Below are 25,440 nucleotides of genomic sequence, written 5' to 3' on the forward strand. Positions count from 1 at the left end.
ATCGCACGGCTACGACGCTGCCACTTCCGCCGGCTTGGTCGCTTTTTTCTGCAGATTGAGCAGATTGCCTAGCAGGATCAGCAAGGCGCCGCCGGCGGTGAAGGCGTCGATCTGCTCCTGATAGAGCAGCCAGCCGATCAGCGCCGATAGCGGCACGCGCAGAAAGTCCATCGGCGAGATGACGGTCGCGTCGGCATAGGCGAGTGCGCGGGCCATGCAGAAGTGCGACGACATGCCAGTGAAGGCGATCAGCAGGATCCAGGGCCACAGGTCGAGCGGCGGGTTGCGCCATTCGTAAAGCGCCGGGGCAAGGCCGAGCACCGACTGGATGACCAGCATCCAGAAAATGATGCGCACGACGCTGTCCGTCCCAGTCAGCGATTTGACCAGGACTACGGATATGCCGAAGCAGACCGCGGCCCCCAGCACGACAACATGTCCCGGATCGACGGAGCCGATGCCCGGCCGCACGATGATCACCACGCCGATCAGCCCGAGCACGATCGCCGCAAGCCTCGGCCGGCTTAGTCTTTCACCAAGAAAGCCGACCGCCAGGATGGCCGTCCAGATCGGCGTCGTGAATTCGATCGAGATCAGTACAGCCAGCGGGATCAGCGTCAAGGCATATAGCCACGCCGCCTGGCCGAGAAAATGGACGACATTGCGGGCGATATGGGCGAGGGCGCGCTTGGTGCGCATCGCCGCAAAACCGCCCGACATCATGACCAGCGGCAGGAGGATGAAAAAACCGATCACCGAACGCAGCTCAAGCACCTGGAAGACGTTGAGCTCGGCTGTCGTGGCGCGGCCGGCGACCGACATCGTCAGAAACGATGCGACCGACAGCGCCATCCAGAACGCGGCCTTGGGGATCGAGGGTGCCATGCGCGCTATGTCGCAAGCCGGGGCTTTGATCGCAACCGCTAGTCTGCGCATTCGGCTGGGCCAGAAGCGGCGCGTTGCAAAACCGTCATGTCGAAGGCGGAACCTGCCGCTACGGAAGACGTTGATTCCCAGTATTTAACCCTGGCAGGAAGTCCCTTGTTTCCGATCTCAACGAGGAGAGATTCGATGAAATCACTCGCGCGATTTGTACTTGCCGGCTGCCTGGCGGCTGCGGCTGGCGCGGCTCATGCCGACGAAGCCGATTTTCTCCGCTCGTTCGAGGGGAATTTCGCCGGGAAGGGGACGGTCAAGGTCACCACCGAGGCGCCGACGGTGAACGTCTCCTGCCGCTTCAATTCCGACGCTACATCCAGCTCATTGTCGCTGGACGGCACCTGCCGCGGCCTTGTCGTGCTGACGCGCGCTATCAGTGCCGATCTGAAGTCGAGCGGAGCGAAGTACACCGGCACCTATGTCGGATCCCGCACCGGGCCGGCGCAGCTCAGCGGCAGCCGTTCGGGCAGTGCCATCAATCTCGGCATTCGTTGGGCGAAGGAGGTCAACGGCGACCGCAAGGCGCAAATGACGGTCGAGAAGAACGGTGAGGACGGCATGCGGCTGACCGTCATCGACGTCGACCCGAAGACCGGCGAAAGCGTGACGACCAGCCGGATCGATCTGCGGCGCATCTGACCAGGGTATGTCGATATTCAGGTGATGCCGGCCTGCGAACGGCGGTTTCCTGCGCTTCTGGTGCTCACGTACTGACCTGAAATCTCAACACACCCTATGCAATATGTAGTCTCAGTCCTCGATCGGTTCGGGCGGACGGGCGTTGCGGCCCTTGCCGAAGGTGTAGCCGGTCTCCACCGCCTTGCGGCCGAACTTGCCGCGCAGCGTGTCGATGGCGCCTTCGGCCATGGCGCGCTTGCGCGACTGGATATCGACGAGATCGGGCGGATCGGCCCTCTCGTCATTGGAGAGGTCGCTGACGCCGATGCCGAGCAGCCGGTATTTCGTGCCATCCGCCTCCCTGCGCAGCAGTTCGAGACCGGTCGAAAAAATCCGGTCGGCCAGCCGTGTCGGGTCGCCGAGTTGGCGGTTGCGCGTGCGGGTCTTGAAATCCTGGGTCTTCAGCTTCAGCACGACCGTGCGCCCGGCAATACCGGCCTTCTTCAGCCGCCCCGAGACCTTTTCCGACAGCGCTCTCAGCACCGAAACCAATTCATCGAGGGACGCGATGTCGGTGTCGAAGGTGGTCTCCGCCGATACGCTTTTCGCATCCTGGTCGGGATCGACGCGGCGGTCGTCCTCGCCGCGCGAGAGATGGTAGAGCCGGTCGCCCATCACGCCGTAGCGGCGCATCAGGTCGCCGCGCTCCATGCGCTGCAACTGGCCGATCATGCGGATGCCGTCTCGCTCGAGCGTGGCGGCGAAGGCTTTTCCCACGCCCCAGATCAGCGTCACCGGCTGCTCGGCCAGGAAGCCGGCCGCCTCGGCCTCGCCGATCACCGAAAAGCCGCGCGGCTTGCGAAAGTCCGACGCCATCTTGGCCAGGAACTTGCAGTAGGACAGGCCCGCCGAAACGGTGATGCCGATCTCCTTCTCCACGCCGATCGCGAAGCGTGCCAGCACCACTGCCGGCGGCAAGCCATGCAGGCGCTCGGTGCCGGCAAGGTCCAGAAACGCTTCGTCGATGGAGATCGGCTCGACCAGCGGCGTCAGCGCCTGCATCATGGCGCGCACCTCGCGGCCGACGCGCGCATACTTCTCCATGTCCGGCGGCAGGACGACCGCTTCCGGGCAGGCTTCGAGCGCCTTGAACATGGGCATCGCCGAGCGCACCCCGTGGATGCGGGCGATGTAGCAAGCGGTGGAGACGACGCCGCGCTTGCCGCCGCCGATGATCAGCGGCCGGTCCTTCAGCGCCGGGTTGTCGCGCTTTTCGATCGCCGCGTAAAACGCGTCGCAATCGATATGGGCAAGATGCAGCCGGTAGAGCTCCGGATGGCGGGCAAGCCGGGGACTGCCGCAGCGTTCGCAACGCCGTGCCTCGCCGCGCTGGAAAGTCAGGCAGTCGCGGCAAAAACCGTGATCGGGATTGTTGACAGGGGCCGCCATCACTGCGAACATAAAGAGAACAAATGCAATGGTACGTCAGGACGGACGCCGCGACAAGCGGCGGGCCGGGAGAGAGCTCATGAATACGACCATAGCGCCACTAGTGCCCGAGCTTTGGGCGGATTTCGAAGATCTTTTCGGCAAGCAAGGCGCCTGCTACGGCTGCTGGTGCACGCATTTCCGGATGGCGCCGGCAGTGCGCCGCGCCAGCGACAAGGAGCGCAACAAGGATCATATCAAGGCGCGGATCGAAGCCGGGCCGCCACCGGGCCTGCTGGCGTTCGAGGACGGCAAGGCGGTCGGTTGGATGCAGATCGGCCCGCGCGCCGACGTGCCCGAATGGAACAATAAGGGCAGGGGGTCGGCGCCGGTCGATCCCGCCGACGCTTTCGATCCAGGCGTCTGGGCGATTTCCTGCTTCTTCATCCGCGCCAAGGCACGGGGCAGGGGCGTGACCCACCGGCTGGTCGCGGGCGGCATCGAGTTTGCCCGCCAGAACGGTGCGCGGCTGGTCGAGGCATGTCCGATCGACCTGTCGAAGGATTCGCGCTCGATCGGGCTGTTCGTCGGTTCGTCGCGGGTCTTCGAGAAAGCCGGCTTCGAGAGGCTGGTCGAGCGCAAGGCGGGCCGGCCGCTGATGCGGCTGGTGCTTTGAGCCATTTCGCCGCCTTTGGCCTCATTTGCGGTTGTGATGGTAATTTCCTAGGAAAAGACGCAAATTTCGCCCTTCAGGCCAACGGAGAGTCAGCGTGAACCGTGTTCTGCCATTCGTGTTCCTTCTTGCGTTGAGCGCGCCTGCTTCCGGCCAGACCGTCGATGGTGAGGGCGCGAAACAACTCTCCGAAAACCTGTCCCGCTATGTCGGCAGCCAGGCGATCGACAGTGGTTTTCTGAAGGTTTCCGTAGAAGGCGACGCTTACAAACTCGCCGTCGACTTCAAACCTGTCGTGGATCTGTTGGCGACGCAGCATTCCTTCAAATTCGACTTCAGCCCCTACGCATTCCTCGTCAAGCCGAGCAGCGACGGGACATGGGATGTCTCGGCGGATATTTCGCCAAGCGGGTCCTTCGAGTTCAAGGGGCCGGAAGGGCCCCAGAGCATGCAATTCTCGGTCGAAGGCGGCAAGTTCGCTGGGGTCTACGATCCCGAGCTGGCGACTTTCGCCAGCGCTACGAGCTCGATGGCCGGCATGACGATGAATTCCCGCGACGCCATGCAGGCCGCGGAAGTGAGCACCGGCGCCGGTAACGCCACGATGAACGCGACCAAGGCCGCGAATGGCGGTGTCGATTTCACCATGACGCAGACGATCGCGGATTTTGCCGAAGCGCTTGATTTCGACGACCCCAAAAGCGGGCTGAAACTCCCGCTCACGATCAAATCGCCGGAACTGTCGGTGAATGCGACCGGCAAGGGCGTGCGGACGAAGCCGTTTCTCGATCTGCTGGCATTTGCCGTCGCCAATGAAGACGAGGCCAGGTTGAAAGCCAACAAGGCGGAGCTCAAATCACTTCTGCGCGCCGCGCTGCCGCTGTGGGAGCGGATCGACGGAACCTACGGGTTCAAGGATCTCACTGTAGAAAGCCCGGCGGGTCCTTTCGGCGGGGCGGAGCTGGGCATCAGCTTCGGGTCCGACGGCATCGCCCAGAACGCAGCATTCAACTATACGATCAAGGCGGCGGGACTGACGGTCCCGCGAAACGTGCTGCCCGCCTGGAGTACGGCGCTGTTGCCGACCGATATCGACCTGAGTTTCGGCGGCGCCAACATGGATCTCGACAGCTTGGCCAGAAAAGCGATCGAAGCCTTTGATCTCGACCAGGATCCGCCGTTGCCGGCCGGCTTCGGCGATACGCTGACCGCCGATTTTATGGCCAAGGGGCCGAAGGTCGTCATCGGCCACAGCACGGTGAAGAACGCCGACATCGAAATCGCGATGGAAGGCGATATGACGTTCCCCGGCATGAAGCCCGAGGCAAATCTGACGATCGATATCGCGGGCTTCGACAAGATCGTAGAAAGCCTGCAGACCGCGGCAAAATCCGAGCCGGAAGCCGCGCAGTATTTCCCGGTGGTTCTGGCAGCCAAAGGGTTTGGCAAGACGCTGCCGGACGGCCGTTTGGAGTGGGTCATCAACGCTAAGGCCGACGGTTCGGTGACGGTCAACGGCGCCATGCTGAAGCCGGCCGATGCCGTCCAGGACGGTCCCCTTACTGACCCGAGTGATGCTACCGCGGGCGACAACGGAGCGGAGCCTCAGCCTTAAGCGCTTGATCAAAATCCGAGCGCTGCCGCGATCTTCGGCGTGGCTTCACGCCAGTGGATGGATTCGAGCGCGACGTCGTCTACATCGAGCACCGGCAGCGGGCCGTCGTCGGCTGCCAGTCCTCGATTTGGCGCGCTGTTTCGGGATCGTCGCTCATATGGAACGCTCATGATCGTCGTCGCCAAGCGGCAGAGCCCGCAGCGCCTTGCCGACGGCGGCCGGCGGCGTGCCGGTTTCCTGCGCGAACCGCATGAGCGTCGGCTCGTGGGCGAGGATGAACTGCAGAACGCCGGCCAAAAATCCCGGCTCGCCGGCTGCCTGGCGGATGGAATGCGCCTCGATGCCGGTGATCGCCAGGAAGCGGGGCAGAAGTTCCGGATCTGCGGCGACAAAGGCCAGCGCCTTCACGGCAATGGTTTCCGCCTCCTCGCGCATTGACGCTGCGTTTGCCATCGCTACCTTCTTGTGCGGTGGAAATGAGTCTCTTTTCGGCAGTAATCGCAAGCGTCGCCCGCGGCAAGTCATCTACCTCTGCAATGCGGTGTTCGAGGTGAAATCCGAAGCTTTTCCGGCAGTCGGTTTCCGTTTCGTCAATTATATTGCCGTAGTGTCGAGCAGGGTTTCGTGCGTGCCGGCACGGGCGCATGACGGCAACCTTCCAGCGGAAGGCAGGCCGGGACGGGAAATCGATGCCTAAGAAGGTCATGATCGTCGAGGACAACGAGCTCAACATGAAGCTCTTTCGGGACCTCATCGAAGCGAGCGGTTACGAGACGGTCCGCACGCGCAACGGCCTCGAAGCGCTGGATCTGGCGCGACGGCACAGGCCGGACCTCATTTTGATGGACATCCAGCTGCCCGAAGTGTCGGGACTGGAAGTGACCAAATGGCTGAAGGAGGACGATGACCTCCATGTCATCCCGGTCATTGCCGTCACCGCCTTCGCGATGAAGGGCGATGAGGAGCGCATCCGCCAGGGTGGCTGCGAAGCTTATATTTCCAAGCCGATCTCGGTGCCGCGTTTCATCGAAACCATCAAATCCTACCTGGGCGATGCCTGATGCATCCTGCCAGCCGAGCCGGAGCTTTATGAGATGACTGCGCGGATCCTCGTCGTCGACGACATCCCTGCCAATGTGAGGCTGCTCGAGGTCCGGTTGCTTGCCGAATATTTCGAGGTGCTGACCGCCACCAACGGGCTGGACGCGATCGAGACCTGCGAAAACGGCAAGGTCGACGTCGTGCTGCTCGACGTGATGATGCCCGATATGGACGGGTTCGAGGTCTGCCGGCGGCTGAAAAGCGATCCGGCGACGTCGCACATCCCCGTCGTCATGATCACCGCGCTCGACCAGGTTTCGGACCGGGTGCGCGGCCTCGAGGCCGGGGCCGACGATTTCCTGACCAAGCCTGTCAACGATCTGCAATTGATGACGCGCGTCAAAAGCCTGGTCAGGCTGAAGACGCTGACCGACGAGTTGCGCCTGCGCGCCTCGACCACGCGCAACATCGGCATCGAGGAACTGTTGAGCCGCAACTTCGCGTCCGAAGACATCACGCCCAAGGTCCTGTTGATCGACGAGCGCAAATCCTCCTTCGAGCGCGTCCAGAAAATGCTGCGCGGCAGCGCCGACCTCGACATCGCCAGCGATCCGCATGCCGGCTTCTTCCAGGCCGCCGAGACGCCCTATGAATGCGTAATGATCTCGACGGCCTTTGCCGATTTCGATCCGCTCAGGCTTTGCTCGCAACTGCGTTCGCTCGATCGCACCCGCTTCCTGCCGATCATTCTTCTGGCGCAGGAGGGCGAGGAGGGGCGCATCATTCGCGGCCTCGAGCTCGGCATCAACGACTACCTGATGCGGCCGATTGACCAGCAAGAGCTGACCGCGCGGCTACGCACGCAAGTGCGCCGCAAGCGCTACAACGACCAGCTCCGCGCCAGCGTCACCCAGACCATCGAGATGGCGGTGACCGATGCCCTGACGGGACTGCACAACCGCCGTTACCTCGACAGCCATCTGCAGACCTTGTTCGATCGCGCCGTGGCGCGGCGGCGGCCGCTGTCGGTGATGATCACCGACCTCGACCGCTTCAAGACCGTCAACGACACGCATGGCCATGATGGCGGCGACGACGTGCTGCGTGAATTCGCGCGGCGGCTGCGCAAGAATGTGCGCGGCATCGATCTCGCCTGCCGCTTCGGTGGCGAGGAGTTCGTCGTGGTCATGCCGGACACGGACGGCGCGGTGGCCGAAAAGGTCGCGGAGCGCATTCGCGCGGAGATCGCCCAGATGCCGTTTGTCGTCGGCGACGCGGGCGAAACGATCGAGGTCACCGTCAGCGTCGGTGTTTCTTCGATGCTGAAGGGCCTGGACTCGGTTGCCGGCCTGATGAAACGCGCCGACCTTGCGCTCTACGAAGCCAAGAGCGCCGGCCGCAATCGTGTGGTCGCCAAGGCGGCGTAGCGCCGATTATCCAGTCAGTGCGACAGGGTTACGAATTTACCTTAATGCAAGTGATTCGCCGACTTGGTTAAGAAATTGTTGATTTTCACAAACCGTTGCGCGAATGTGCAGGCCAGTGACGGAGCCGGCGTGAGGGTAGATCGCCGGGTCAATCCTACAGATACCCCATGATTCAGGTCCGCCGCATCTCCTGGGTCCGTGGGGTCGGTCGGTCGGCGCTGGCACATAGTGGCCTCCTCGTACCGCTGCCAAAGCCGGCCGGCCCCCTTTCGAAAAGACATCGAGACTCTGCGCCAAGCATCGGAAAATTCGGGCTTTTCGAGGCCTTGAAACCAAAACGCCGCCCACAGGGGCGGCGTTTTGGTTTTAAGCAGGAAACCTGATTACTTGATCTTGGTTTCCTTGAACTCGACGTGCTTCTTGGCGACCGGATCGTATTTGCGGAACGACAGCTTGTCCGTCTTGGTGCGGCTGTTCTTGCTGGTCACGTAGAAGAAACCGGTGTCGGCGGTCGACAGAAGCTTGATCTTGATGTTTGCGGCTTTGGCCATGGTATCTGTCCGTTATGTTCGTGGAGTCTTGGCCGCTGGAGCACGGGGAAAACACCCGGACGCGGGAAACTTGGCGCGACACATAAAGAACGCGACCGGAAAGTCAACCCCGCTGGGTTTTGTGGAGCAGAGCGGTCGCTTTTGACAGCGATCGAAGTCAGAGCCGTCGGCGGAGCTGCCAATCTCCCCCCCTCGTGGGCAGGGCTATCGCATATGGGTGAGAGCGTTGACGAGGTAGTCGTCGTTCCAGGCGCATTTCTTGATGCGGTGACTGATGGGGATTTTATCGACATCGGTGCTCTGCAGGATGTTTCGGGCGATGCGGGTGATGATTGCGAGGTTGGCTGGAGCATTGTCTTTTCGAGCCCTGCTGAGGTCTTCGTTGAGATGTACATCGAGCATCCAGTGCAGGCCATTTTCGATTTGCCAATGGGCGCGCGTCATGGCGAGCGCCTGTTGGGGAGTGAGCAGCGTGGAGGCCATGAACAGGCGTGTGCGCGGCTTAGCTTCGCCGCGTTTGGAAGTGACGCGCAGGAAGGCGGCATGGCCGGGCATGAGCGGCTTGTCCGCAGGCACCACTTCGGCCAGTCGCCACTCGTTGCGGCCATGGCTGAATTCACTGTGTTCGGCTGTTGCCGGGTCGGATTGCGACAGGAATTGGCGTGCCTTCTGGCGCCAGTGGCGGCGGTTTCCCTTCAGGGTGAGCACGTAGCTTCCGCCACGATCGAGGATGGCTTGCGCCATGCGACGATGGCAGTGGAGTGCGTCGGCGGTGACGATTTTGTCAGTGAGATCAATCAGATCCACGACCTTGAGCGCTGCCTCAATCTCGTTCTCGTCGGTGCTTGGCGTCGCCGCCGCCAGGCACAGGCGGGCCTCGGTCGCAAAGGCGGAGACCGTCAACGGTGGGCTGGCCGCCCGACCTCGCTCGTAGGCGCGTCGCAACGCCTTACCGTCAAGCGCCACGACTTCACCTGCCCCATTATCCATCTCGGCGAGCGCTTGGGCGAAACCGGCCGCAAAGACGCTAAAGGCCCGTGCAAAGGCGTCCGGGTCCATCAGCCGCAACAGCCTCGAGAAGGTGTCGTGACTTGGTGCGCTGTCATAGTCGATCAAGCGCGACAGGGCAGTCTTGCGGTTCTCGGCAAACAGGGCGAACTCCGTCGCCGTCGTGGCTCCACACAGGCTCGCCGCTACCATCATCACGATGATGTCGCCAAGCTGATGCGAGGCATTCCCAGCGCGCGGATCGGGCAGAGCCCCAAAACAAGTCTCAAGGCAGGAAATGGCAGTCTCTCCTCTGAAAACCGCCAATCCTCAGAATCCTCCAATACTCAAAATGCAACAAAAAAAGCCATATGCGATTCCCCTGCCCGCAAGGGGGAGATGTCCGGCGGGACAGAGGGGGGCGACGTAGAGTCCCGACCTCTATAGTCTTCCAACTTGGGAGTTTCTCAACATTCCGGGAGAAGTGACGATGCCGCACACGCCATTGCCTCCGCGACACCGCGCAAACGCCAAGTCGATGCGAAAAGTCATGACCGATGCAGAACTGAAGCTTTGGAACGAGATTCGCGCGCATCAGCTGATGGGGCTTGGGTTCCGCAGACAATTTCCGATCGCTGGCTACATAGTCGACTTCGCTTGCCCGAAAAGGAAACTGGTCGTCGAAGTGGATGGCTCGCAACATGCCGAAGTGAATGCGGCCACAGATGATGAAGTAAGGACGAAGCGTCTGCAACAGGATGGCTGGATCATCCTGCGCTTCTGGAACGACGATGTCATTCGCGATATCGACAATGTCTGCCAGCACATCGTCATCGGGGCTGGTCTGGCTGGCACACGCAGATCCGCGCGTGGGCCGGACATCACGGCAAGGCTGGCGGGACAGTGCCCCCCTCTGTCCTGCCGGACATTTCCCCCACTTGGGGGGAGATCGGCCGCCACCTCAGATTTCGCCAATCACCAGCGTCGCAAGGGGAGCCTTGTCGGCGAGGCTGCCGATCTCCCTGGAAACGGGGAGAAAGGAGCTGACCGCAACGCTCATGCGTCCGCTGTGACCGGCTCAGCCTTCTTCCAGTCTCCTGTCGTGTTCCACCAGCGGTTCGGGTTGGAGCGGTCGTCGAGGCCCTTGGATCGGCTGGCGAGGATCGGCTGAATGCGGATCACCGGCTCCTGATAGCTGTGGACCTGGAATATCGCTTCGACGATGCGGGCGGCCAGCGCCTGGTCGTCGGGCAGTTCGAACGACACTTCCACCGTCCCCGGCCGTCTGCGCAATTCCGTCTCGGCGCCTGCGGCCGCGCCGTCGAGCGGCCGATAGCGCTCGATGCCGTGCGCCGACTGGTAGGCATTGCTGTTGTATTTGCCCATGGTCAGCGGGGCAATCGCAACCACCGCTTCCATGATGCGGTCGACGTCTCCGACCGGTGCCTGAAAGGTCACCAGCAGCAGTAATTCCATCCGCACCGATCTCGTTTCAAACCCGGAATCGATCATGACGGCCTCCTCAAATTCGTGGTCTGCTGCTGACAATCTATCCGATCGCTGCTGACACGGTTATGTCAGCAGCCTTGCGCCGCACGAGGCGTCGATCGGGTCCTTCTACAGGATTTTTCGGACGAGCCTGGCGCCGACCAGCGCGATATAGAAGGCGAAGAACATGCCGAGCGCCCAGCCGAAGCCCGAAGGTCCGAAAATGTCCATGCCGATGCCGATCGCCTGCGGGCCGAGCACCATGCCGACACCGTAGCAGAGCACGAAGGCAGCGTTGGCCTTGGCCAGTTCGTGACCGGAAAGCTGCGAGCCGAGATGGGCCAGGCCAATCGTGTACATGGCCGCGACGACGCCGCCCCAGACGAACAGAAGCGCCGCCATCAGGTGCCAGTTCTGCGCGAAGTGCGGCATGAAGATGGTGCCGGCGAGCCCGATGGTTGCACAAGCCAAAAGCAGATAGCGGCGGTCGCTGACACGGTCGCTGATCATGCCGAGCGGGATCTGCAGCAGCACGTTGCCGAGGCCGATCATGGTGAGCAGAAGGGCGGCATTGGCCTCGGAGTAGCCGATGCGGTTGCCATAGACGGGGAATAGCGCAAAGCCGCCGGTCTCGACCGCGCCGAACACCAGCACCGCGGCGGTCGCCGTCGGCACCAGCCAGATGTAGCGCAGGAAGTTGCTGGTTTCGCCATTGGAGACGATCGTCGGGCTCTCGTTGCGTGCCGCCAGAACCGGAATGGCGGCCAGCGTCACCAGCGCTATGGTGACGCCGAAGGGCAGGAAGCCGCTGCTGCCGAGTTGGGCGAACAGCCAAGGCCCGGCGGCAAAGCCGAGCGACAGCACGGTGGCATAGATGCCCAGGACCAGGCCGCGCCGGTGCGGCGGCGCCGATGTGCTGATCCAGAATTCCGACAGGATGAACAGCACCGTCAGCGCGATGTGCAGCAGGATGCGCAACGGAAACCACATCCAGAAATCAGGCGCGAAATGGAAGCCGACGAAGGCCAGCACGCCCGTGGCGATCATGGCCAGCATCGTCCAGGCGACGCCGAATCGCATGGCGAGCGGGGTCGCGAGCGGTGCGCCGGCGATCGAGGCGAGGCCGGCAACAGCGGTATTGAGGCCGATCATCGACGCCGAATGGCCGCGCGTTTCGAGGATGACGCTGAGCAGCGGCATGCCAAGGCCGATGGCGATGCCGACGACGCTGATCGACGAGATCGCCGCGATCATCGGCAACCAGTGTACGCGTTCCTCGACCTCTTGCTGGGTATCGACCGTCATGGGATGTAGGTGCTCTATGCTTTACAGAATTTCGCGGACGAAGCGATTGCCGACAAGCCGGTAGAACGGCACGGAACCACCGGGGCGCAGCAGCGGATCGTCGACGAGCCGCTTTTCCAGTTCCTCCAGGATGGCCCTGGTGATGTCGGGAATATCGGCCTGCCTCGCCTTGGCGAGCGGCAGCCAGACCAGTTCTTCCAGCTCGTTGGTCGGGCCGCCGTCCGGCAGCTCCACGGCGACATCTTGGCGCCAGGCGCCGAAAAAGCGCGTGTCGAAGCGCCGCACCCGGTTGGGCGGCGTGATGGCGCGCGCGATGAAGCGCAGCGCTTCCAGCGAGGGCTTCACGCCGTGCTCGGCAAAGCCCTGCCAATCGCGCTTGGTCGTCGCGAAGGCGCCTTTCCGTCCGATCAGCAGGCCAGCCTCCTCATAGGTCTCGCGTACCGCCGACAGGGCAATGGCGCGGGCGCGGGCCGGACTGGTGCGGCCGACACCGGCGGTCAGCTTCGCCTCTTCCTCGGGGTGTAACGCCGTGGCTATGGGAATGCGGCTGTCGGCCGGATCGGTGCGGCCGCCGGGAAAGACGAATTTTCCCGGCATGAAGGCGTGACTGGCGTGGCGCCGGCCCATCAGCACCCGAAACTCGTCGCCCTTGCGGTCGAGCAGGATCAGCGTCGCGGCGTCGCGCGGGCGAATCGGCTGGCTGTGAAGCGCACTTGCGCTCCGCTCAACCCTGTCGACGTCCGCCTTGGTCATACCGTCCATGCGCACGACCTAGCGGAAACTTCTCCGATGCGAAAGTGGCGTCCAGCCATGCCGATTGCGCCAGCCTCGGTTTTCAGGCCTCGGGATGCGACTCGATCAGATCTTCTTCCCCGCCGAAGCCATGCATATAGAACGCCCATTGCAGGCCGATGACGGCGCCCTTGACCGGCTGCAGCAAGATGACCGCCAGGAGGATGGTCAGCGGCACCCAGATGGCTATGTGCTGCCAGGTGGACAGGGTGGAGGTCGCTTCGATGCCCATGAAGGCGCCGAGCACGATATGGCCGACGATGACCACCACCAAGTAGGCGGGCAGGTCGTCGGCGCGATGGTGGTGAAGCTCCTCGCCGCAACGATCGCATTTGTCGACGGTCTTGACGAAGGCGCGAAACAGCTTGCCTTCGCCGCAATGCGGGCAGCGGCCGAGCGCACCGCGCTTCATCGCCGTCCACAGTGGTCGGGTGACCCGGCCCGAGTGATGTTCGCCGCCGAAAATCTGCTGGTTCATTTTCAAATCGCCTGGCATTACCGTCTCCTGCCGCGCGAGCCTGGACGCGATTGCGACGCGCGGGCGCGGCCTTTGGCCTTGTGAAACGACCGTTTGGAGCCGGGCAGCGGCTTTGGGTCGGTCAGCATCTCGAAACGCATCGCGCCGGCCATAGGCGCCACCTCGATCAGGCGAACCTCGACGCGGTCGGCAAGCTGATAGCCCTTGCCGGTGCGTTCTCCGAAAAGCGATCGGGCAGTTTCGTCGTATATATAGTAATCGCCGTCCAGACTTGACACCGGGATGAAACCATCTGCGCCATACTGCGGCAATTGGACAAATAGTCCCGATTTGGTGACGCCCGAAATGCGCGCGTCGAAACGATCGTCGACACGCTCGGCCAGATAGGCGGCGATCAACCGGTCGACCGTATCGCGCTCGGCAGCCATGGCGCGGCGCTCGGTGGCCGAGATCAGCGCGGAAACCTCTTCCAGCCGCTGCGCCTCGTCCTGCGTCAACCCGCCCGCGCCGAAGCCGAGCGCGGCAATCAGCCCGCGATGCACGATCAGGTCGGCATATCTGCGGATCGGCGAGGTGAAATGCGCATAGCGCCTCAGATTGAGGCCGAAATGGCCGATGTTGCTGGGCGAATACTCGGCCTGCATCTGCGTGCGCAGCACCACCTCGTTGACCAGTCCCTCATGGTCGGCGCCGCGGACGCGATCGAGGATGCCGTTGAACTGGTTCGGCCGCATCTGCGCGCCGCGCGCCAGCGACAGGCCGAGCGTCTGCAGGAATTCGCGCAGCGATTCCTGCTTGGCGAGCGAAGGCGCGTCATGGATGCGGTAGACCAGCGCCTGCCGTTTCGCCTCCAGCGTCTCGGCCGCCGCGACATTGGCCTGGATCATGAACTCTTCGATCAGTCTGTGCGCGTCGAGCCGCTCCGGCACGACGACCCGGTCGACGGTGCCGTCCTCCTTGAGCAGGATTTTCCGCTCCGGCAGTTCAAGCTCGAGCGGCTGGCGTGTGTCCCGGCCGCGCTTCAACACCGCGTAGGCATCCCATAGCGGCTTCAGCACCGTGTCGAGGATCGGGCCTGTCTTGTCGTCCGGTGCTCCATCGATCGCGGCTTGCGCCTGCGGATAGGCGAGTTTCGCCGCCGACTTCATCATGACGCGGTGGAACGAATGCCTGAGCTTGCGGCCATCGGCCGAGAAAATCATGCGGACCGCCAACGCCGGGCGATCCTGGCCTTCGCGCAGCGAACACAGGTCGTTGGAGATGCGCTCCGGCAGCATCGGCACGACGCGATCAGGGAAATAGACCGAATTGCCGCGCTTCAGCGCCTCGCGATCGAGCGCGGTGCCGTAGCGGATATAGGCGGCGACATCGGCTATCGCCACGGTGGCGACCACGCCGCCGGGGTTCTTCTCGTCGGGGTCCGATATGGCGAACACCGCGTCGTCATGGTCCTTGGCGTCGGCCGGATCGATGGTGACCAGCGGGCGGTCGCGCCAGTCTTCGCGGCCGGCCAGCGTCGCCGGCTTGACCGCCTCCGCCTCTGCGATGACGTCCGCCGGAAAGATGTGCGGGATGTCATGCGCGTGGATGGCGATCATAGAGACCGCCTTTTCGCTGGTCAGCGAACCCAGCACCCCCAGCACCTTGGCCCTGGGCAGCCCGTAGCGGGAGGCCCGTGCCGGCTCGACCTCGACCAGGTCGCCGTTCTTGGCGCCGTTCTGGAATTCCTTGTCGACGACCAACTCCGGCTGGCGTCTTTCCACCGGCTCGATGCGGAAGGTGCCGTCCTGCAGCACGCGGAAGACGCCGAGAACGGCATCGGTGCGCTTCTCGAAGATCTTCATCACCCGCCCGGTATAGGCGGGGCCAGTCACGTCATCGGTTGGAAAGGTCTTGGCCAGCACGCGGTCGCCGACGCCCGGTGTCGGGCTGCCGCCACCGCGCGAGATGCGGATCGCTATTACGGGAGGCTCGCCGTTGCCCAGGGCTTCCGTCGGGTGCGCCAGCAGCACGCCGTCGGCATCGCGGCCAAAGATGTCGAGCACGGCGACATGGGGCAGGGCGCCCACACGGGCGAGCCGCTTGCGCTCCTTGGTCAGCAGGCCCTCGTCCTGCAGGTCGCGCAAAATGTCCTTGAGCCAGATACGGTCCTCGCCGCGCAGCGCAAACGCCTTGGCGATATCGCGTTTGCCGGAGCGATCCGGATTTTCGGCGATGTAGCGCAGGATTTCGTCACGGGAGGGCCGGTAGTCGTCCTTGACCTTGGCCCTCGTATCGGCGGTGCGCGGATCGCCATGGCTTCTTCCGGAGATTCTGCGCGCCACGCCGCCCTATCCCTTTTTCTTGGCCGCTTTCTTGGCCGCCGGTTTTTTGGCTGCTGCCGCAGGCTTTTTGGCAGGTGCGGCGGCTTTGCGGAAGGGCTTTCTGCCGCCATTGCCGCCCTTGGCTTCCTTCTCGGCAATCAACGCCACCGCGTCCTCGATCGTCACCGACTGCGGGTCCTTGCCCTTGGGCAGCGTCGCATTGACCTTGCCGAAATTGACATAAGGCCCGTATTTGCCGTCGCGCACGACGATCTTGCCGCCGCCCGCCGGATGGTCGCCAAGCTCCTTCAAGGCGGCGGGCGTGCCGCCATTGCGGCCGCCGGGGCCTTTCGCCTGCTTCTCGGCAATGACCGACACGGCGCGGTTCAGACCGATCGAGAACACGTCCTCGATGCTGTCGAGATTGGCGTAGGTGCCGTCATGCAGAACGAACGGGCCGTAGCGCCCCAGACCGGCCGAAATCATCTTGCCGGATTCCGGATGCTTGCCGACGTCGCGCGGCAGCGACAGCAGGGCCAGCGCCTTTTCGTGGTCGATCGAATCAGCCGTCCAGCCCTTGGGCAGGCTTGAGCGCTTGGCTTCCTTGCCGTCGCCGCGCTGAATATAGGGGCCGAAACGACCGCTGCGCAGCGTGATCTCCTCCGCCGTGTAGGGATCCTTGCCAAGCACCTTGTTGCCGTCCTCGCCATTGCCGTTTTCGCCGTTGGGATTGGCGGCGTCGCCGAGCTGACGGGTGAAGGAGCATTCGGGATAGTTCGAGCAGCCGACGAAGGCGCCGAACTTGCCGAGCTTCAGCGACAGGTTGCCGGTGCCGCATTTCGGGCAGATGCGCGGATTGGAGCCGTCTTCCCGCGCGGGAAACACCAGCGGCGCCAGTTCCTCGTTGAGCGCGTCGAGCACGTCGGTGACGCGCAATTCCTTGATGTCGGCGACGGCGCCGGAAAAATCCTTCCAGAAATCGCGCAGCACATCCTTCCAGGCGAGCTTGCCGTCGGAAATCTCGTCGAGTTTTTCCTCGAGCGAGGCGGTGAAATCATACTCGACATAGCGCTCGAAGAAGCTTTCGAGGAAGGCCGACAGCAGCCGGCCCTTGGCCTGCGGCAACAGCTTGCGCTTGTCGATAGTGACGTAGTCGCGGTCCTCCAGCGTCTTCAGGATCGCCGTATAGGTCGACGGCCGGCCGATGCCGAGCTCTTCCAGCTTCTTGATCAGCGAGGCTTCCGAATAGCGCGGCGGTGGCTCGGTGGTGTGCTGGGTGGCGTTGATCGCCTCACGGGCGAGCTGTTCGCCAGCGCGGATCTCGGGCAGACGGCGGTCTTCCTCGTCTTCCGAATCCTCGTCCTTCTGGTCGGTATAGGCGGCGATGAAGCCGTCGAAGCGAACGACCGAACCGATGGCGCGAAGCTCTGCAGTGCGGGCACCGTTGACCGCCTCGATCTCGGCCGTGGTGCGCTCGATCTCGGCCGGCTGCATCTGGCTGGCGATGGCGCGTTTCCACACCAACTCGTAAAGCCGCGCCTGATCTGCATCGAGATATTGCCTGACCGAAGCGGGTGTGCGCATGAAATCGGTCGGGCGAATCGCTTCGTGCGCTTCCTGGGCGTTCTTGGCCTTGGTCGTATATTGGCGCGGCTTCTCGGGCAGGTATTTTGGGCCGAACTCTTTTGCGATCGCGTCGCGTGCGGCAGTGATCGCCTCCGGCGCCATCTGCACGCCGTCGGTTCGCATATAGGTGATCAGGCCGGTGGTCTCGCCGCCGATGTCCATGCCTTCATAGAGCCGCTGCGCCACCTGCATGGTGCGGTTTGCCGAAAAGCCGAGGCGCGAGGAGGCAGCCTGCTGCAGCGTCGAGGTGGTGAAGGGCGGACCTGGATTGCGCTTGGTCGGCTTGGCTTCGACCGACAGTGCCTTGAAGGTCGCGCCTTCGAGCATCGCCTTGATGTCGTCGGCCTGCGCCTTGTTGGAAATGTCGAGCTTTTGCAGCTTCTTGCGGTCGAAGGCGGTCAGCCGCGCCTCGAAGTTCTCGTTGCGCGGCGTGCCGAGGAGAGCTGATATCTGCCAGTATTCCTCGCGGATGAAGCGCTCGATCTCCAACTCGCGGTCGCAGACGAGGCGCAGCGCCACCGATTGGACGCGGCCGGCGGAGCGGGCGCCCGGCAGCTTGCGCCACAGAACCGGCGACAGCGTGAAGCCGACGAGATAGTCGAGCGCGCGGCGGGCGAGGTAGGCGTCGACCAGCGGGGCGTCGATCTGGCGCGGATTGGCCATCGCTTCCAGCACCGACGATTTGGTGATGGCGTTGAAGACGACGCGGCTGACCGGCTTGTCCTTCAGCGCGCGCTTCTGCCTCAGCACTTCCAGAACATGCCAGGAGATGGCTTCGCCCTCGCGGTCCGGATCGGTGGCGAGGATCAGGCCGTCGGCGTCCTTGACCGCCTTGGCGATGTCGGCAAGACGTTTGCTCGAAGCGGTGTCGACAGCCCAGGACATGGCAAAATCCTCATCCGGGCGCACCGAGCCATCCTTGGCCGGCAGATCGCGGACATGGCCGAACGAGGCCAGGACCTTATAGTTCCTTCCGAGGTACTTGTTGATTGTCTTCGCCTTGGCCGGCGATTCGACGACGACGACGTCCATGAGGTCTCATATCAGTTGTGATGCGGCAGAAGAATTCCGCTGCGCGCGACGAAATCTCGTACAATTGTCGCTCACATGGCCGCGCTTTTGCATCCGGTCAAGGGGAGGCGGCCAAAATGCAGCCGTGCATCGAGTGCGCAACCCCGGAGCGCGTCAAGTGAAGTCCGCAATCCTGGATACGGAGAATGGCCGCCCTGTGGGTGGACAAGCCGGCAATGAATCCGGGAGAAACGGGACGAATTCCTCCCGGATATAAGGGAAACATCGACGATGCGCCAGCCCCAGCTGAAGACGTCGGTATGATGCTTGGTCGGCGGCGAGACAGACGTGGCAGGTAGGGCTCAGTCGGCCTTGGCTATATGCCAGACGCCGCCGACGCCATCGCCCGTCACATCGCCGGCCTTCTTGTCCTTGATGAAGGTATAGACCGGCTTGCCCTCATAGGCCCACATCCTGGTGCCGTCGGTGCGGTCGACGATCGTCCATTCGCCCTCGGCCTTGGCGTCGGCCTCCGCCTTCAGCGGCGGCCAATTGGTGGCGCATTTGTCGTAGCAGTTCGACTTGCCCGCCTCGTCCTTGTCGTAGGTATAAAGCGTCATGCCGTTGGCATCGGTGTAGATCTTGGTGCCGCCGACATCGGCTTCCTTCCACGCCTCGGCGGCATGGGAAGCGGCGGTGCCGAGCAAAAGCACCGCCAGCCCAATCGTGATCGATTTCATGAGGTTCTCCCTGATATGATCGAGAAGCGCGGAAAGTCGCGGCCTCGTTGCATCAACGCGCTCGGCGCGCCGTTTCTTCCTCGATGCGGGGCGGCAACTTGCCACGCAATGGTGATTGGCGGACAAGCCCGTGCGCCGCTATATCGGCGCCGACACGGTTGGAGTTCGGGAAATGGCATTGGACATAGGCTATGTCAGTGCGGTCGGGGCGGGGGCGATCTCGTTCCTGTCGCCTTGCGTGCTGCCGTTGGTGCCGCCCTATCTCTGCTACATGGCTGGCGTGTCGGTCGACGATTTCCGCGGCAATGCCGGCGTAACCGCCAAGGCCGATGCGCGCAGCGCGCTGCTTTATGCCTCGATCGCCTTCGTTCTCGGCTTCTCGACCGTCTTCGTGGCATTGGGCGCCGGTGCCTCGACCATCGGCCGGCTGCTGCGCGTCTGGCAGGAGCCGCTGGCGATGGGCGCCGGCGTGCTGATCATCCTGATGGGTCTGAATTTCCTCGGCATATTGCGCATCCCGCTGCTGTCGCGCGAGGCGCGCTTCCAGTCGCAGGGCAAGCCGGCCAGCATCGTTGCCGCCTATGTCATGGGATTGGCCTTCGCCTTCGGCTGGACGCCCTGCATCGGCCCGGTGCTGGGACCGATCCTGACGCTGGCCGGCGGCCGCGAGACGGTGGGCGAGGGCGCGGCGCTGCTTGCCGCCTATTCGCTCGGCCTCGGCATCCCGTTCCTGATCGCGGCGTTGTTTTCCGGCGCCTTCATGCGCTTCCTCGGAAGATTCCGCGTCCATCTCGGCCGTGTCGAAAAGGCGATGGGCGCGCTGCTGGTCGTCGCGGGCGTCTTTTTCCTGACCGGCGGCGTCCAGGCCGCATCCTACTGGCTGCTGGAGAACTTTCCGGTGCTGGGGCGGTTGGGATAGGCTGACCAGATACGAGCCTACGGCGACTCCTTGGCAGCTCATCCCAAGTCATTGAAATGTTGCCTGAAATATATAGCACCTTGTTAGCTTGTATCCGATAAGCTACATAACGCATGATCGAAATTCGGCAGACCGACGCGTTCGCGAAAATGGTCTCGCAGCCTGCGCGACCAACGGGCAAAAGCTCGGATTGATGCCCGCATCCGGCGTCTGGAATTTGATAATCCTGGTGATGTGAAACCGGTTGGTGAAGGCATCAGCGAAATGCGTATCGACGCCGGCCCGGGATAGCGGGTCTATTTCGCCAGGCAGGGCGAACGGATCATCATTCTGCTTTGCGGCGGCACGAAGAAGCGTCAAGACGCTGATATCGCCACAGCGAAAAAGCTGTCAGCGGAACTTTAGGAGCGGGACATGACATTGAAAACGACCAAATGGGACGTGACTGCGAATCTCGAAAGCGAGGACAAGATGGCGCACTACCTCGATGCGGTTTTCGAAGACGGCGATCCCGCCCTTATCGCCGCCGCGATCGGCGACGTCGCCCGCGCGCGCGGTATGACCAAGATCGCCAAGGATGCCGGGGTATCGCGCGAAAGCCTTTATCGTGCGCTCAGCGGTGATACTCGACCGGAATTCGCCACGATCATGAAGGTGCTCAAAGCAATGGGGCTTCGCATGTCCGTCGCGCCCGCAGAAGCGGCCGCTGACAACTATGACGAGGCGCGCCTCAGCGCCTGAAATCCAGTAGCAGGCCATCGAGCGCTGCGTTTTGCTGGCGGCGGTTGAGGTTGACAAGGGCGGGCGACCAAAACCAAGGGCGCGCCTCCGCAGTTCGACGCGTAAGGCCGCAGCTGGGGCCCCCCAGCTTTCGCTTGATCGAGCGAAGGACCATGTTGCGTGTCGCCAATGTGCCGGCGCGCCCGAGAGGGGAAGTCGGCGGTCCATCTTTCGATGGACATTGCCTGAACCCGCCGACCCCGCGTTGCCAGTGGCCTCGCGATTCGGAGCTTCGCCAAAGGAAGACGTGCAGTCTAGCAACGCAAACGTGTATCCGCGCCCTACGCGGCCATTTACCGCCGCCGCGTCGCGATATTCCCGACAGGGCCGCGAGATCGTCGAGGCACATGGGCGGCGGATCGGCCGCCGTTAGCCTTTCGCGTTTTCCCGCCGCGATCTCATGCAAGGTCATCCCATGACCTACTGAATAAGAGTCAGCTGCTTCACCTGTCTCACCGGAATTTAACCGCATTGGTGCAGCATGGCGCCAATGCTAGACATGCCTTGATTCCCAACCCTTTTCATATGGTTGCCATTCCATGAGCCAAAGAACCTGCCTGTCCGTCATCCTTGCCGCCGGCGAAGGCACGCGCATGAAGAGCGCCGTGCCGAAAGTGCTGCACCCGATCGCCGGCCTGCCGATGGTCGCCCATGTCGTCAGGGCGGCAGAAGCGGCCGGAGCCGGCGACCAGGCGCTGGTGATCGGCCATGGAGCGGACGAGATGCGCAAGGCCACGCAAAAGTTCGCGCCCAAGGCGAAGACCTTCGTCCAGGACAAACGGCTCGGAACGGCGCATGCCGTTCTGGCGGCTCGTGCCGCGATATCAAAGGGTTACGACGACATCCTGGTGATGTTCGGCGACACGCCGCTGATCGATCCGCAGGTGCTGGCCGCCGCGCGCCTGAAGCTGGCCGGGGGCGCCGCCGTCGTTGTGGTCGGCTTCCGCACAGCAAATCCTTCCGGCTATGGCCGCTTGATCGAAAAGGGCGGCAAGCTCATCGCCATCCGCGAGGAAAAGGACTGCACCGACGAGGAGAAGAAAATCACCTTCTGCAATGGCGGGCTGATGGCGGTTGCCGGCAGCCGCGCGCTGGCGCTGCTCGATCAAGTCGGCAACAACAATGTCAAGGGCGAATATTACCTCACCGACATCGTCGAGATCGCCGGGGGGCAAGGCCTCGATGTCGTTGCCACGGAAGCCAGCTTCGAGAACGCGCTCGGCATCAACAACCGTGCCGAACTCGCCACGGCCGAAGGCATCTGGCAAACGCGCCGGCGGCGTGAGGCCATGCTCTCCGGCGTCACATTGATCGCACCGGAAACCGTGTTCTTTTCGCACGACACCGAAATCGGTGCCGATACGATCGTCGAACCCAATGTCTGGTTCGGGCCGGGCGTGACAATCGCGACGGGCGCCAAGATCCATGCCTTCAGCCATATCGAAGGCGCCACCATCGCTTCGAATTGCGATGTCGGTCCGTTTGCCCGGCTGCGGCCCGGCGCCGATCTCCGGCAAAAGGCCAAGGTCGGCAATTTCTGCGAGGTCAAGCAAGCGACGGTCGAGGAGGGCGCCAAAGTCAACCACCTGACCTATATCGGCGATGCCCGCGTCGGCGCCGGCGCCAATATCGGCGCCGGTACCATCACCTGCAACTATGACGGCTATTCGAAATTCTTCACCGACATTGGCGAAGGCGCCTTCGTCGGCTCGAATTCCTCGCTGGTGGCGCCTGTTACGATCGGCAAGGGCGGCTACGTCGCTTCGGGCAGCGTGATCACCGAAAGCGTACCCGACGATGCGCTGGCCTTCGGCCGCGCCCGCCAGAAGACGCTGCCCGGCAAGGGCAAGGAATTGCGCGAGCGTTTTGCTTCGGCCGCGGCGGCGAAGAAGGCCGCTGGATGATCATTCTTCGTCAGTCGGCTGGGTCGCATCCTTGCCGAAGACAGCGGTCACCTTGATCCTGCGGATTTCAGGAAGCACTGAGGCGAGACAGCATGCGTGCGCGGAAAAACCGAGCGATCGCGGTAACCGGATTGCAAGAGCGCTCTGTCATGGTGCATCTGTGCAAGAACGGTTCCGGCTGATACGGGACGAAACGCAATGTGATTTTCGCGGCAGCCCGGCCGACCCTAAATGGCGCTGGGTTTTCATGCCGGGATCGGGGGCAAACGTCTATGTGCGGTATTGTCGGAATTGTCGGTCACTCGCCGGTCGCGCCGCTCATCGTCGACGCGCTGAAAAGGCTCGAGTATCGCGGCTATGACTCCGCCGGCGTCGCCACCATCGAGCACGGCAAGCTCGCGCGCCGCCGCGCCGAGGGCAAGCTGGTCAATCTCGAGCGCCGGCTGAAGGACGAACCGCTCGACGGGATGATCGGCATCGGCCACACGCGCTGGGCAACGCATGGCGTACCCAACGAGACCAACGCGCATCCGCATTTTTCCGAAGGCGTCGCCATCGTCCACAACGGTATCATCGAGAATTTCGCCGAATTGCGTGACGAGTTGATGCGCGACGGCTACACATTTTCATCGCAGACCGACACCGAGGTTGTCGCCCATCTGGTGGCGCGCGAACTGGCCAAGGGCTTCAAGCCGGTCGAGGCCGCGCACCAGGCATTGAAGCGGCTGGAAGGCGCCTTTGCACTGGCCATCATGTTTAGGGGAGACGAGGATCTCATCGTCGGCGCGCGCAACGGCCCGCCGCTGGCCGTCGGGCATGGCGATGGCGAGATGTTCCTCGGCTCCGACGCCATCGCGCTTGCCCCCTTCACCAATTCGATCACCTATCTGGAGGACGGCGACTGGGCGGTGGTGCGCCGCAACGAGGTCGCCATCTTCGACATGGATGGCAAGCAGGTCGACCGCAAGCGCCAGCAGTCGCTCAGCACGTCGTTCATGGTCGACAAGGGCAACCGGCGCCATTTCATGGAGAAGGAAATCCATGAACAGCCCGAAGTGATTTCGCACACGCTGGCGCATTATGTGGATTTTGTCGGCGGCGTCTCAAAGCCGCTCGACCTGCCGTTCGATTTCGCCAAAATCGACCGGCTGGCGATTTCGGCCTGCGGCACCGCCTATCTGGCCGGCCTGATCAGCAAATACTGGTTCGAACGCTATGCGCGGCTGCCGGTCGACATCGATGTCGCTTCGGAATTCCGCTACCGTGAAATGCCGCTGTCGAAGACCGATGCCGCCTTCTTCATCTCGCAATCGGGCGAGACCGCCGACACGCTGGCCTCGCTGCGCTATTGCCGCAAGGCGGGGATGAAGATCGGCGCGGTCGTTAATGTCCGCGAATCGACGATGGCGCGCGAATCCGATGTCATCCTGCCGACGCTGGCCGGGCCGGAGATCGGCGTCGCCTCGACCAAGGCCTTCACCTGCCAGTTGTCGGTGCTGGCTTCGCTCGCCGTGCGGGCCGGCGTGGCGCGCGGAACGATCTCGCCGGAGCAGGAAACGACGCTGGTACGCCAACTGTCGGAAGCACCGCGCTATGCCAATCAGGTGCTGAAGCTCGACGGGCAGATCGAGAAGGTCGCGCGCGACCTTGCCCACTACAAGAACGTGCTTTATCTCGGCCGCGACACCAATTTCCCGCTGGCCATGGAAGGCGCGCTGAAGCTCAAGGAAATCTCCTATATCCATGCCGAGGGCTATGCCGCCGGCGAACTGAAGCACGGGCCGATCGCGCTGATCGACGAGGACATGCCTGTGATCGTCATTGCCCCGCATGACCGCATCTTCGAAAAGACCGTGTCGAACATGCAGGAAGTGGCGGCGCGCGGTGGCAAGATCATTCTGATTACCGACAGCAAGGGTGCGGCGCACGCCACGGTGAAGACGATGGAGACGATCGTGCTGCCGGACGTGCCGGAAATCATCTCGCCGATCATCTACGCGCTGCCGATCCAGATGCTGGCCTATTTCACCGCGGTGTTCATGGGCACCGACGTCGACCAGCCGCGCAACCTGGCGAAATCGGTGACTGTGGAATAAGGGCTGGCGAATTTCGATCAGCTATCGGCAGGTAAATTGGTATCAGTTATTGATACATATTTCTCGCACGCCGTCATGTATCAATGTATGATACATGACGGGGGGGCAGAAAGGGGAAGGCGCCGAAAGGTTTTCCACCCGATCTGGTTGCCCGTGGCGAACGTCGTCTTCGTGCTATCACCAATGCCGTCCAATTGAATGACCTTCGATCGCCACCCGGAAACCACCTTGAAGCCTGAAAGGGAGCGAGTTGGGCAGCATTCTATACGTATCAATGACCAATGGCGCACTTGCTTCAATTGGACTGATGCTGGCGCCGAGGATGTGGAGATCGTCGACTACCATTGAGCGGGCACTTTGCCTTAACCCTTTTGAGGTCCCTGAACTATGCTCAAGTTCGCACGTCCAATTCACCCCGGAGAATTCCTGCGCGAGGAATATCTCCTCCCGCTTGGCATGAGTGCTGGTGCGCTGGCGAAGAAGCTCAATCTCCCGCGCACCCGTATCGAACGCATTGCCAAGGAAGAGATCGGCCTGACTCCCGATACCGCGCTTCGCCTCGCCAGGTTCTTCAACACCACGCCCGAGTTCTGGATGAACTTTCAGCAGGCCTATGAGCTTGAGACCGAGGCGAGGAAGCTCGCGCCGGAACTCGAGAGGATCGAGCCGCTGGAAGTCGCGGCATAGTTGAGCTTTAAAAAATTCGCAGTTCCAAAGCG

At 62.7% G+C, this 25,440-nt stretch carries 23 protein-coding genes and 2 pseudogenes; 12 read left to right on the plus strand and 13 right to left on the minus strand.

Annotated features, from left to right (window positions below; all coding sequences use genetic code 11):
* Positions 1 to 9: 9 nt before the first annotated feature.
* Positions 10 to 885 (minus strand): DMT family transporter, encoded by an 876-nt coding sequence (locus tag AC0NID_RS20740; RefSeq protein ID WP_473458235.1) that lies wholly within the window; start codon positions 883 to 885, stop codon positions 10 to 12.
* Positions 886 to 1,071: 186 nt separating this feature from the next.
* Between AC0NID_RS20740 and AC0NID_RS20745 the strand changes: the two genes are divergently transcribed.
* Positions 1,072 to 1,578, plus strand: coding sequence for a hypothetical protein (locus AC0NID_RS20745; protein ID WP_473458234.1), 507 nt, complete (start codon positions 1,072 to 1,074; stop codon positions 1,576 to 1,578).
* A gap of 111 nt (positions 1,579 to 1,689) precedes the next feature.
* Here AC0NID_RS20745 and AC0NID_RS20750 read toward each other — a convergent pair whose 3' ends face one another.
* Positions 1,690 to 3,018 (minus strand): DNA polymerase IV, encoded by a 1,329-nt coding sequence (locus AC0NID_RS20750; RefSeq protein WP_473458233.1) that lies wholly within the window; start codon positions 3,016 to 3,018, stop codon positions 1,690 to 1,692.
* Positions 3,019 to 3,085: 67 nt separating this feature from the next.
* Between AC0NID_RS20750 and AC0NID_RS20755 the strand changes: the two genes are divergently transcribed.
* Both AC0NID_RS20755 and AC0NID_RS20760 read left to right on the plus strand, forming a co-directional pair.
* Positions 3,086 to 3,661 (plus strand): GNAT family N-acetyltransferase, encoded by a 576-nt coding sequence (locus AC0NID_RS20755; protein ID WP_473458232.1) that lies wholly within the window; start codon positions 3,086 to 3,088, stop codon positions 3,659 to 3,661.
* Positions 3,662 to 3,755: 94 nt separating this feature from the next.
* On the plus strand, positions 3,756 to 5,273 hold the full coding sequence (locus tag AC0NID_RS20760; RefSeq protein WP_473458231.1) for a YdgA family protein: 1,518 nt from the start codon (positions 3,756 to 3,758) through the stop codon (positions 5,271 to 5,273).
* An 8-nt stretch (positions 5,274 to 5,281) separates the two neighbouring features.
* Here the strand turns inward: AC0NID_RS20760 and AC0NID_RS20765 are convergent, their stop codons facing one another.
* Positions 5,282 to 5,443: a hypothetical protein gene (locus AC0NID_RS20765; RefSeq protein ID WP_473458230.1), complete on the minus strand. Its 162-nt coding sequence runs from the start codon at positions 5,441 to 5,443 to the stop codon at positions 5,282 to 5,284.
* Positions 5,427 to 5,726: a DUF3572 domain-containing protein gene (locus AC0NID_RS20770; RefSeq protein ID WP_473458229.1), complete on the minus strand. Its 300-nt coding sequence runs from the start codon at positions 5,724 to 5,726 to the stop codon at positions 5,427 to 5,429. The genes AC0NID_RS20765 and AC0NID_RS20770 overlap by 17 nt, the downstream gene beginning before the upstream one ends.
* A gap of 191 nt (positions 5,727 to 5,917) precedes the next feature.
* Here AC0NID_RS20770 and AC0NID_RS20775 point away from each other — a divergent pair, with 191 nt between their 5' ends.
* Positions 5,918 to 6,334 (plus strand): response regulator, encoded by a 417-nt coding sequence (locus AC0NID_RS20775; protein WP_473458228.1) that lies wholly within the window; start codon positions 5,918 to 5,920, stop codon positions 6,332 to 6,334.
* A 33-nt stretch (positions 6,335 to 6,367) separates the two neighbouring features.
* Positions 6,368 to 7,741 (plus strand): PleD family two-component system response regulator, encoded by a 1,374-nt coding sequence (locus AC0NID_RS20780; protein WP_473458227.1) that lies wholly within the window; start codon positions 6,368 to 6,370, stop codon positions 7,739 to 7,741.
* A gap of 383 nt (positions 7,742 to 8,124) precedes the next feature.
* On the opposite strand, the gene rpmG is transcribed toward AC0NID_RS20780, so the two are convergent.
* Both rpmG and AC0NID_RS20790 read right to left on the minus strand, forming a co-directional pair.
* Positions 8,125 to 8,292, minus strand: a complete 168-nt coding sequence (gene rpmG, locus AC0NID_RS20785; protein ID WP_006201775.1) for a 50S ribosomal protein L33 — start codon at positions 8,290 to 8,292, stop codon at positions 8,125 to 8,127.
* A 204-nt stretch (positions 8,293 to 8,496) separates the two neighbouring features.
* Entirely contained in the window at positions 8,497 to 9,606 is a 1,110-nt protein-coding gene (locus AC0NID_RS20790; RefSeq protein ID WP_473459533.1) for an ISAs1 family transposase, read from the minus strand.
* Positions 9,607 to 9,769: 163 nt separating this feature from the next.
* On the opposite strand from AC0NID_RS20790, the pseudogene AC0NID_RS20795 reads away from it, so the two are divergent.
* Positions 9,770 to 10,126: pseudogene (locus tag AC0NID_RS20795) on the plus strand (endonuclease domain-containing protein); the annotation flags it as partial.
* Between the two features lie 209 nt (positions 10,127 to 10,335).
* Here the strand turns inward: AC0NID_RS20795 and AC0NID_RS20800 are convergent.
* The 7 genes from AC0NID_RS20800 to AC0NID_RS20830 form a co-directional block, all read right to left on the minus strand.
* The gene (locus AC0NID_RS20800) at positions 10,336 to 10,791 is read right to left on the minus strand and encodes a YqfO family protein (RefSeq protein ID WP_473456804.1); all 456 of its coding nucleotides are present in this window, start codon (positions 10,789 to 10,791) and stop codon (positions 10,336 to 10,338) included.
* Positions 10,792 to 10,896: 105 nt separating this feature from the next.
* A complete protein-coding gene (locus AC0NID_RS20805) occupies positions 10,897 to 12,072 on the minus strand; it encodes an MFS transporter (protein WP_473456806.1) in 1,176 nt (391 codons plus the stop codon).
* Positions 12,073 to 12,093: 21 nt separating this feature from the next.
* Positions 12,094 to 12,834, minus strand: coding sequence for an NUDIX hydrolase (locus AC0NID_RS20810; protein WP_473456807.1), 741 nt, complete (start codon positions 12,832 to 12,834; stop codon positions 12,094 to 12,096).
* A 73-nt stretch (positions 12,835 to 12,907) separates the two neighbouring features.
* On the minus strand, positions 12,908 to 13,342 hold the full coding sequence (locus AC0NID_RS20815) for a DUF983 domain-containing protein (protein WP_473456808.1): 435 nt from the start codon (positions 13,340 to 13,342) through the stop codon (positions 12,908 to 12,910).
* A 17-nt stretch (positions 13,343 to 13,359) separates the two neighbouring features.
* A complete protein-coding gene (gene rnr / locus AC0NID_RS20820) occupies positions 13,360 to 15,666 on the minus strand; it encodes a ribonuclease R (protein ID WP_473456809.1) in 2,307 nt (768 codons plus the stop codon).
* A gap of 6 nt (positions 15,667 to 15,672) precedes the next feature.
* Positions 15,673 to 18,303 carry a type I DNA topoisomerase gene (gene topA, locus AC0NID_RS20825; RefSeq protein WP_473456810.1) on the minus strand — a complete coding sequence of 877 codons (2,631 nt, stop codon included), beginning with the start codon at positions 18,301 to 18,303 and terminating at the stop codon, positions 15,673 to 15,675.
* A 341-nt stretch (positions 18,304 to 18,644) separates the two neighbouring features.
* A complete protein-coding gene (locus AC0NID_RS20830) occupies positions 18,645 to 19,022 on the minus strand; it encodes a COG4315 family predicted lipoprotein (protein ID WP_473456811.1) in 378 nt (125 codons plus the stop codon).
* 172 nt (positions 19,023 to 19,194) lie between these two features.
* On the opposite strand from AC0NID_RS20830, the gene AC0NID_RS20835 reads away from it, so the two are divergent.
* From AC0NID_RS20835 to AC0NID_RS20860, 6 genes and pseudogenes are all read left to right on the plus strand, one after another.
* Positions 19,195 to 19,941, plus strand: coding sequence for a cytochrome c biogenesis CcdA family protein (locus AC0NID_RS20835; protein ID WP_473456812.1), 747 nt, complete (start codon positions 19,195 to 19,197; stop codon positions 19,939 to 19,941).
* A 414-nt stretch (positions 19,942 to 20,355) separates the two neighbouring features.
* A complete protein-coding gene (locus AC0NID_RS20840; RefSeq protein ID WP_473456813.1) occupies positions 20,356 to 20,682 on the plus strand; it encodes an addiction module antidote protein in 327 nt (108 codons plus the stop codon).
* 578 nt (positions 20,683 to 21,260) lie between these two features.
* Positions 21,261 to 22,625, plus strand: coding sequence for a bifunctional UDP-N-acetylglucosamine diphosphorylase/glucosamine-1-phosphate N-acetyltransferase GlmU (gene glmU / locus AC0NID_RS20845; RefSeq protein ID WP_473456814.1), 1,365 nt, complete (start codon positions 21,261 to 21,263; stop codon positions 22,623 to 22,625).
* A 272-nt stretch (positions 22,626 to 22,897) separates the two neighbouring features.
* Positions 22,898 to 24,721, plus strand: coding sequence for a glutamine--fructose-6-phosphate transaminase (isomerizing) (gene glmS, locus AC0NID_RS20850; RefSeq protein WP_473456815.1), 1,824 nt, complete (start codon positions 22,898 to 22,900; stop codon positions 24,719 to 24,721).
* Positions 24,722 to 24,837: 116 nt separating this feature from the next.
* Positions 24,838 to 25,069, plus strand: a pseudogene (locus AC0NID_RS20855) (type II toxin-antitoxin system RelE/ParE family toxin); the annotation flags it as partial.
* Positions 25,070 to 25,108: 39 nt separating this feature from the next.
* Entirely contained in the window at positions 25,109 to 25,408 is a 300-nt protein-coding gene (locus AC0NID_RS20860; RefSeq protein ID WP_473456816.1) for a HigA family addiction module antitoxin, read from the plus strand.
* The last annotated feature ends 32 nt before the right edge of the window (positions 25,409 to 25,440 follow it).

This window comes from Mesorhizobium sp. WSM4821, from assembly GCF_055901555.1.

Excerpts from the sequence above, each read along its gene's own strand:
- AC0NID_RS20740 (WP_473458235.1), bottom strand. The coding sequence starts at position 885 with ATGGCACCCTCGATCCCCAAGGCCGCGTTCTGGATGGCGCTGTCGGTC.
- AC0NID_RS20745 (WP_473458234.1), top strand. The coding sequence starts at position 1,072 with ATGAAATCACTCGCGCGATTTGTACTTGCCGGCTGCCTGGCGGCTGCG.
- AC0NID_RS20750 (WP_473458233.1), bottom strand. The coding sequence starts at position 3,018 with ATGTTCGCAGTGATGGCGGCCCCTGTCAACAATCCCGATCACGGTTTT.
- AC0NID_RS20755 (WP_473458232.1), top strand. The coding sequence starts at position 3,086 with ATGAATACGACCATAGCGCCACTAGTGCCCGAGCTTTGGGCGGATTTC.
- AC0NID_RS20765 (WP_473458230.1), bottom strand. The coding sequence starts at position 5,443 with ATGAGCGTTCCATATGAGCGACGATCCCGAAACAGCGCGCCAAATCGA.
- AC0NID_RS20770 (WP_473458229.1), bottom strand. The coding sequence starts at position 5,726 with ATGGCAAACGCAGCGTCAATGCGCGAGGAGGCGGAAACCATTGCCGTG.
- AC0NID_RS20775 (WP_473458228.1), top strand. The coding sequence starts at position 5,918 with ATGACGGCAACCTTCCAGCGGAAGGCAGGCCGGGACGGGAAATCGATG.
- AC0NID_RS20780 (WP_473458227.1), top strand. The coding sequence starts at position 6,368 with ATGACTGCGCGGATCCTCGTCGTCGACGACATCCCTGCCAATGTGAGG.
- rpmG (WP_006201775.1), bottom strand. The coding sequence starts at position 8,292 with ATGGCCAAAGCCGCAAACATCAAGATCAAGCTTCTGTCGACCGCCGAC.
- AC0NID_RS20800 (WP_473456804.1), bottom strand. The coding sequence starts at position 10,791 with ATGATCGATTCCGGGTTTGAAACGAGATCGGTGCGGATGGAATTACTG.
- AC0NID_RS20805 (WP_473456806.1), bottom strand. The coding sequence starts at position 12,072 with ATGACGGTCGATACCCAGCAAGAGGTCGAGGAACGCGTACACTGGTTG.
- AC0NID_RS20810 (WP_473456807.1), bottom strand. The coding sequence starts at position 12,834 with ATGGACGGTATGACCAAGGCGGACGTCGACAGGGTTGAGCGGAGCGCA.
- AC0NID_RS20815 (WP_473456808.1), bottom strand. The coding sequence starts at position 13,342 with ATGAACCAGCAGATTTTCGGCGGCGAACATCACTCGGGCCGGGTCACC.
- topA (WP_473456810.1), bottom strand. The coding sequence starts at position 18,303 with ATGGACGTCGTCGTCGTCGAATCGCCGGCCAAGGCGAAGACAATCAAC.
- AC0NID_RS20830 (WP_473456811.1), bottom strand. The coding sequence starts at position 19,022 with ATGAAATCGATCACGATTGGGCTGGCGGTGCTTTTGCTCGGCACCGCC.
- AC0NID_RS20835 (WP_473456812.1), top strand. The coding sequence starts at position 19,195 with ATGGCATTGGACATAGGCTATGTCAGTGCGGTCGGGGCGGGGGCGATC.
- AC0NID_RS20840 (WP_473456813.1), top strand. The coding sequence starts at position 20,356 with ATGACATTGAAAACGACCAAATGGGACGTGACTGCGAATCTCGAAAGC.
- glmU (WP_473456814.1), top strand. The coding sequence starts at position 21,261 with ATGAGCCAAAGAACCTGCCTGTCCGTCATCCTTGCCGCCGGCGAAGGC.
- glmS (WP_473456815.1), top strand. The coding sequence starts at position 22,898 with ATGTGCGGTATTGTCGGAATTGTCGGTCACTCGCCGGTCGCGCCGCTC.
- AC0NID_RS20860 (WP_473456816.1), top strand. The coding sequence starts at position 25,109 with ATGCTCAAGTTCGCACGTCCAATTCACCCCGGAGAATTCCTGCGCGAG.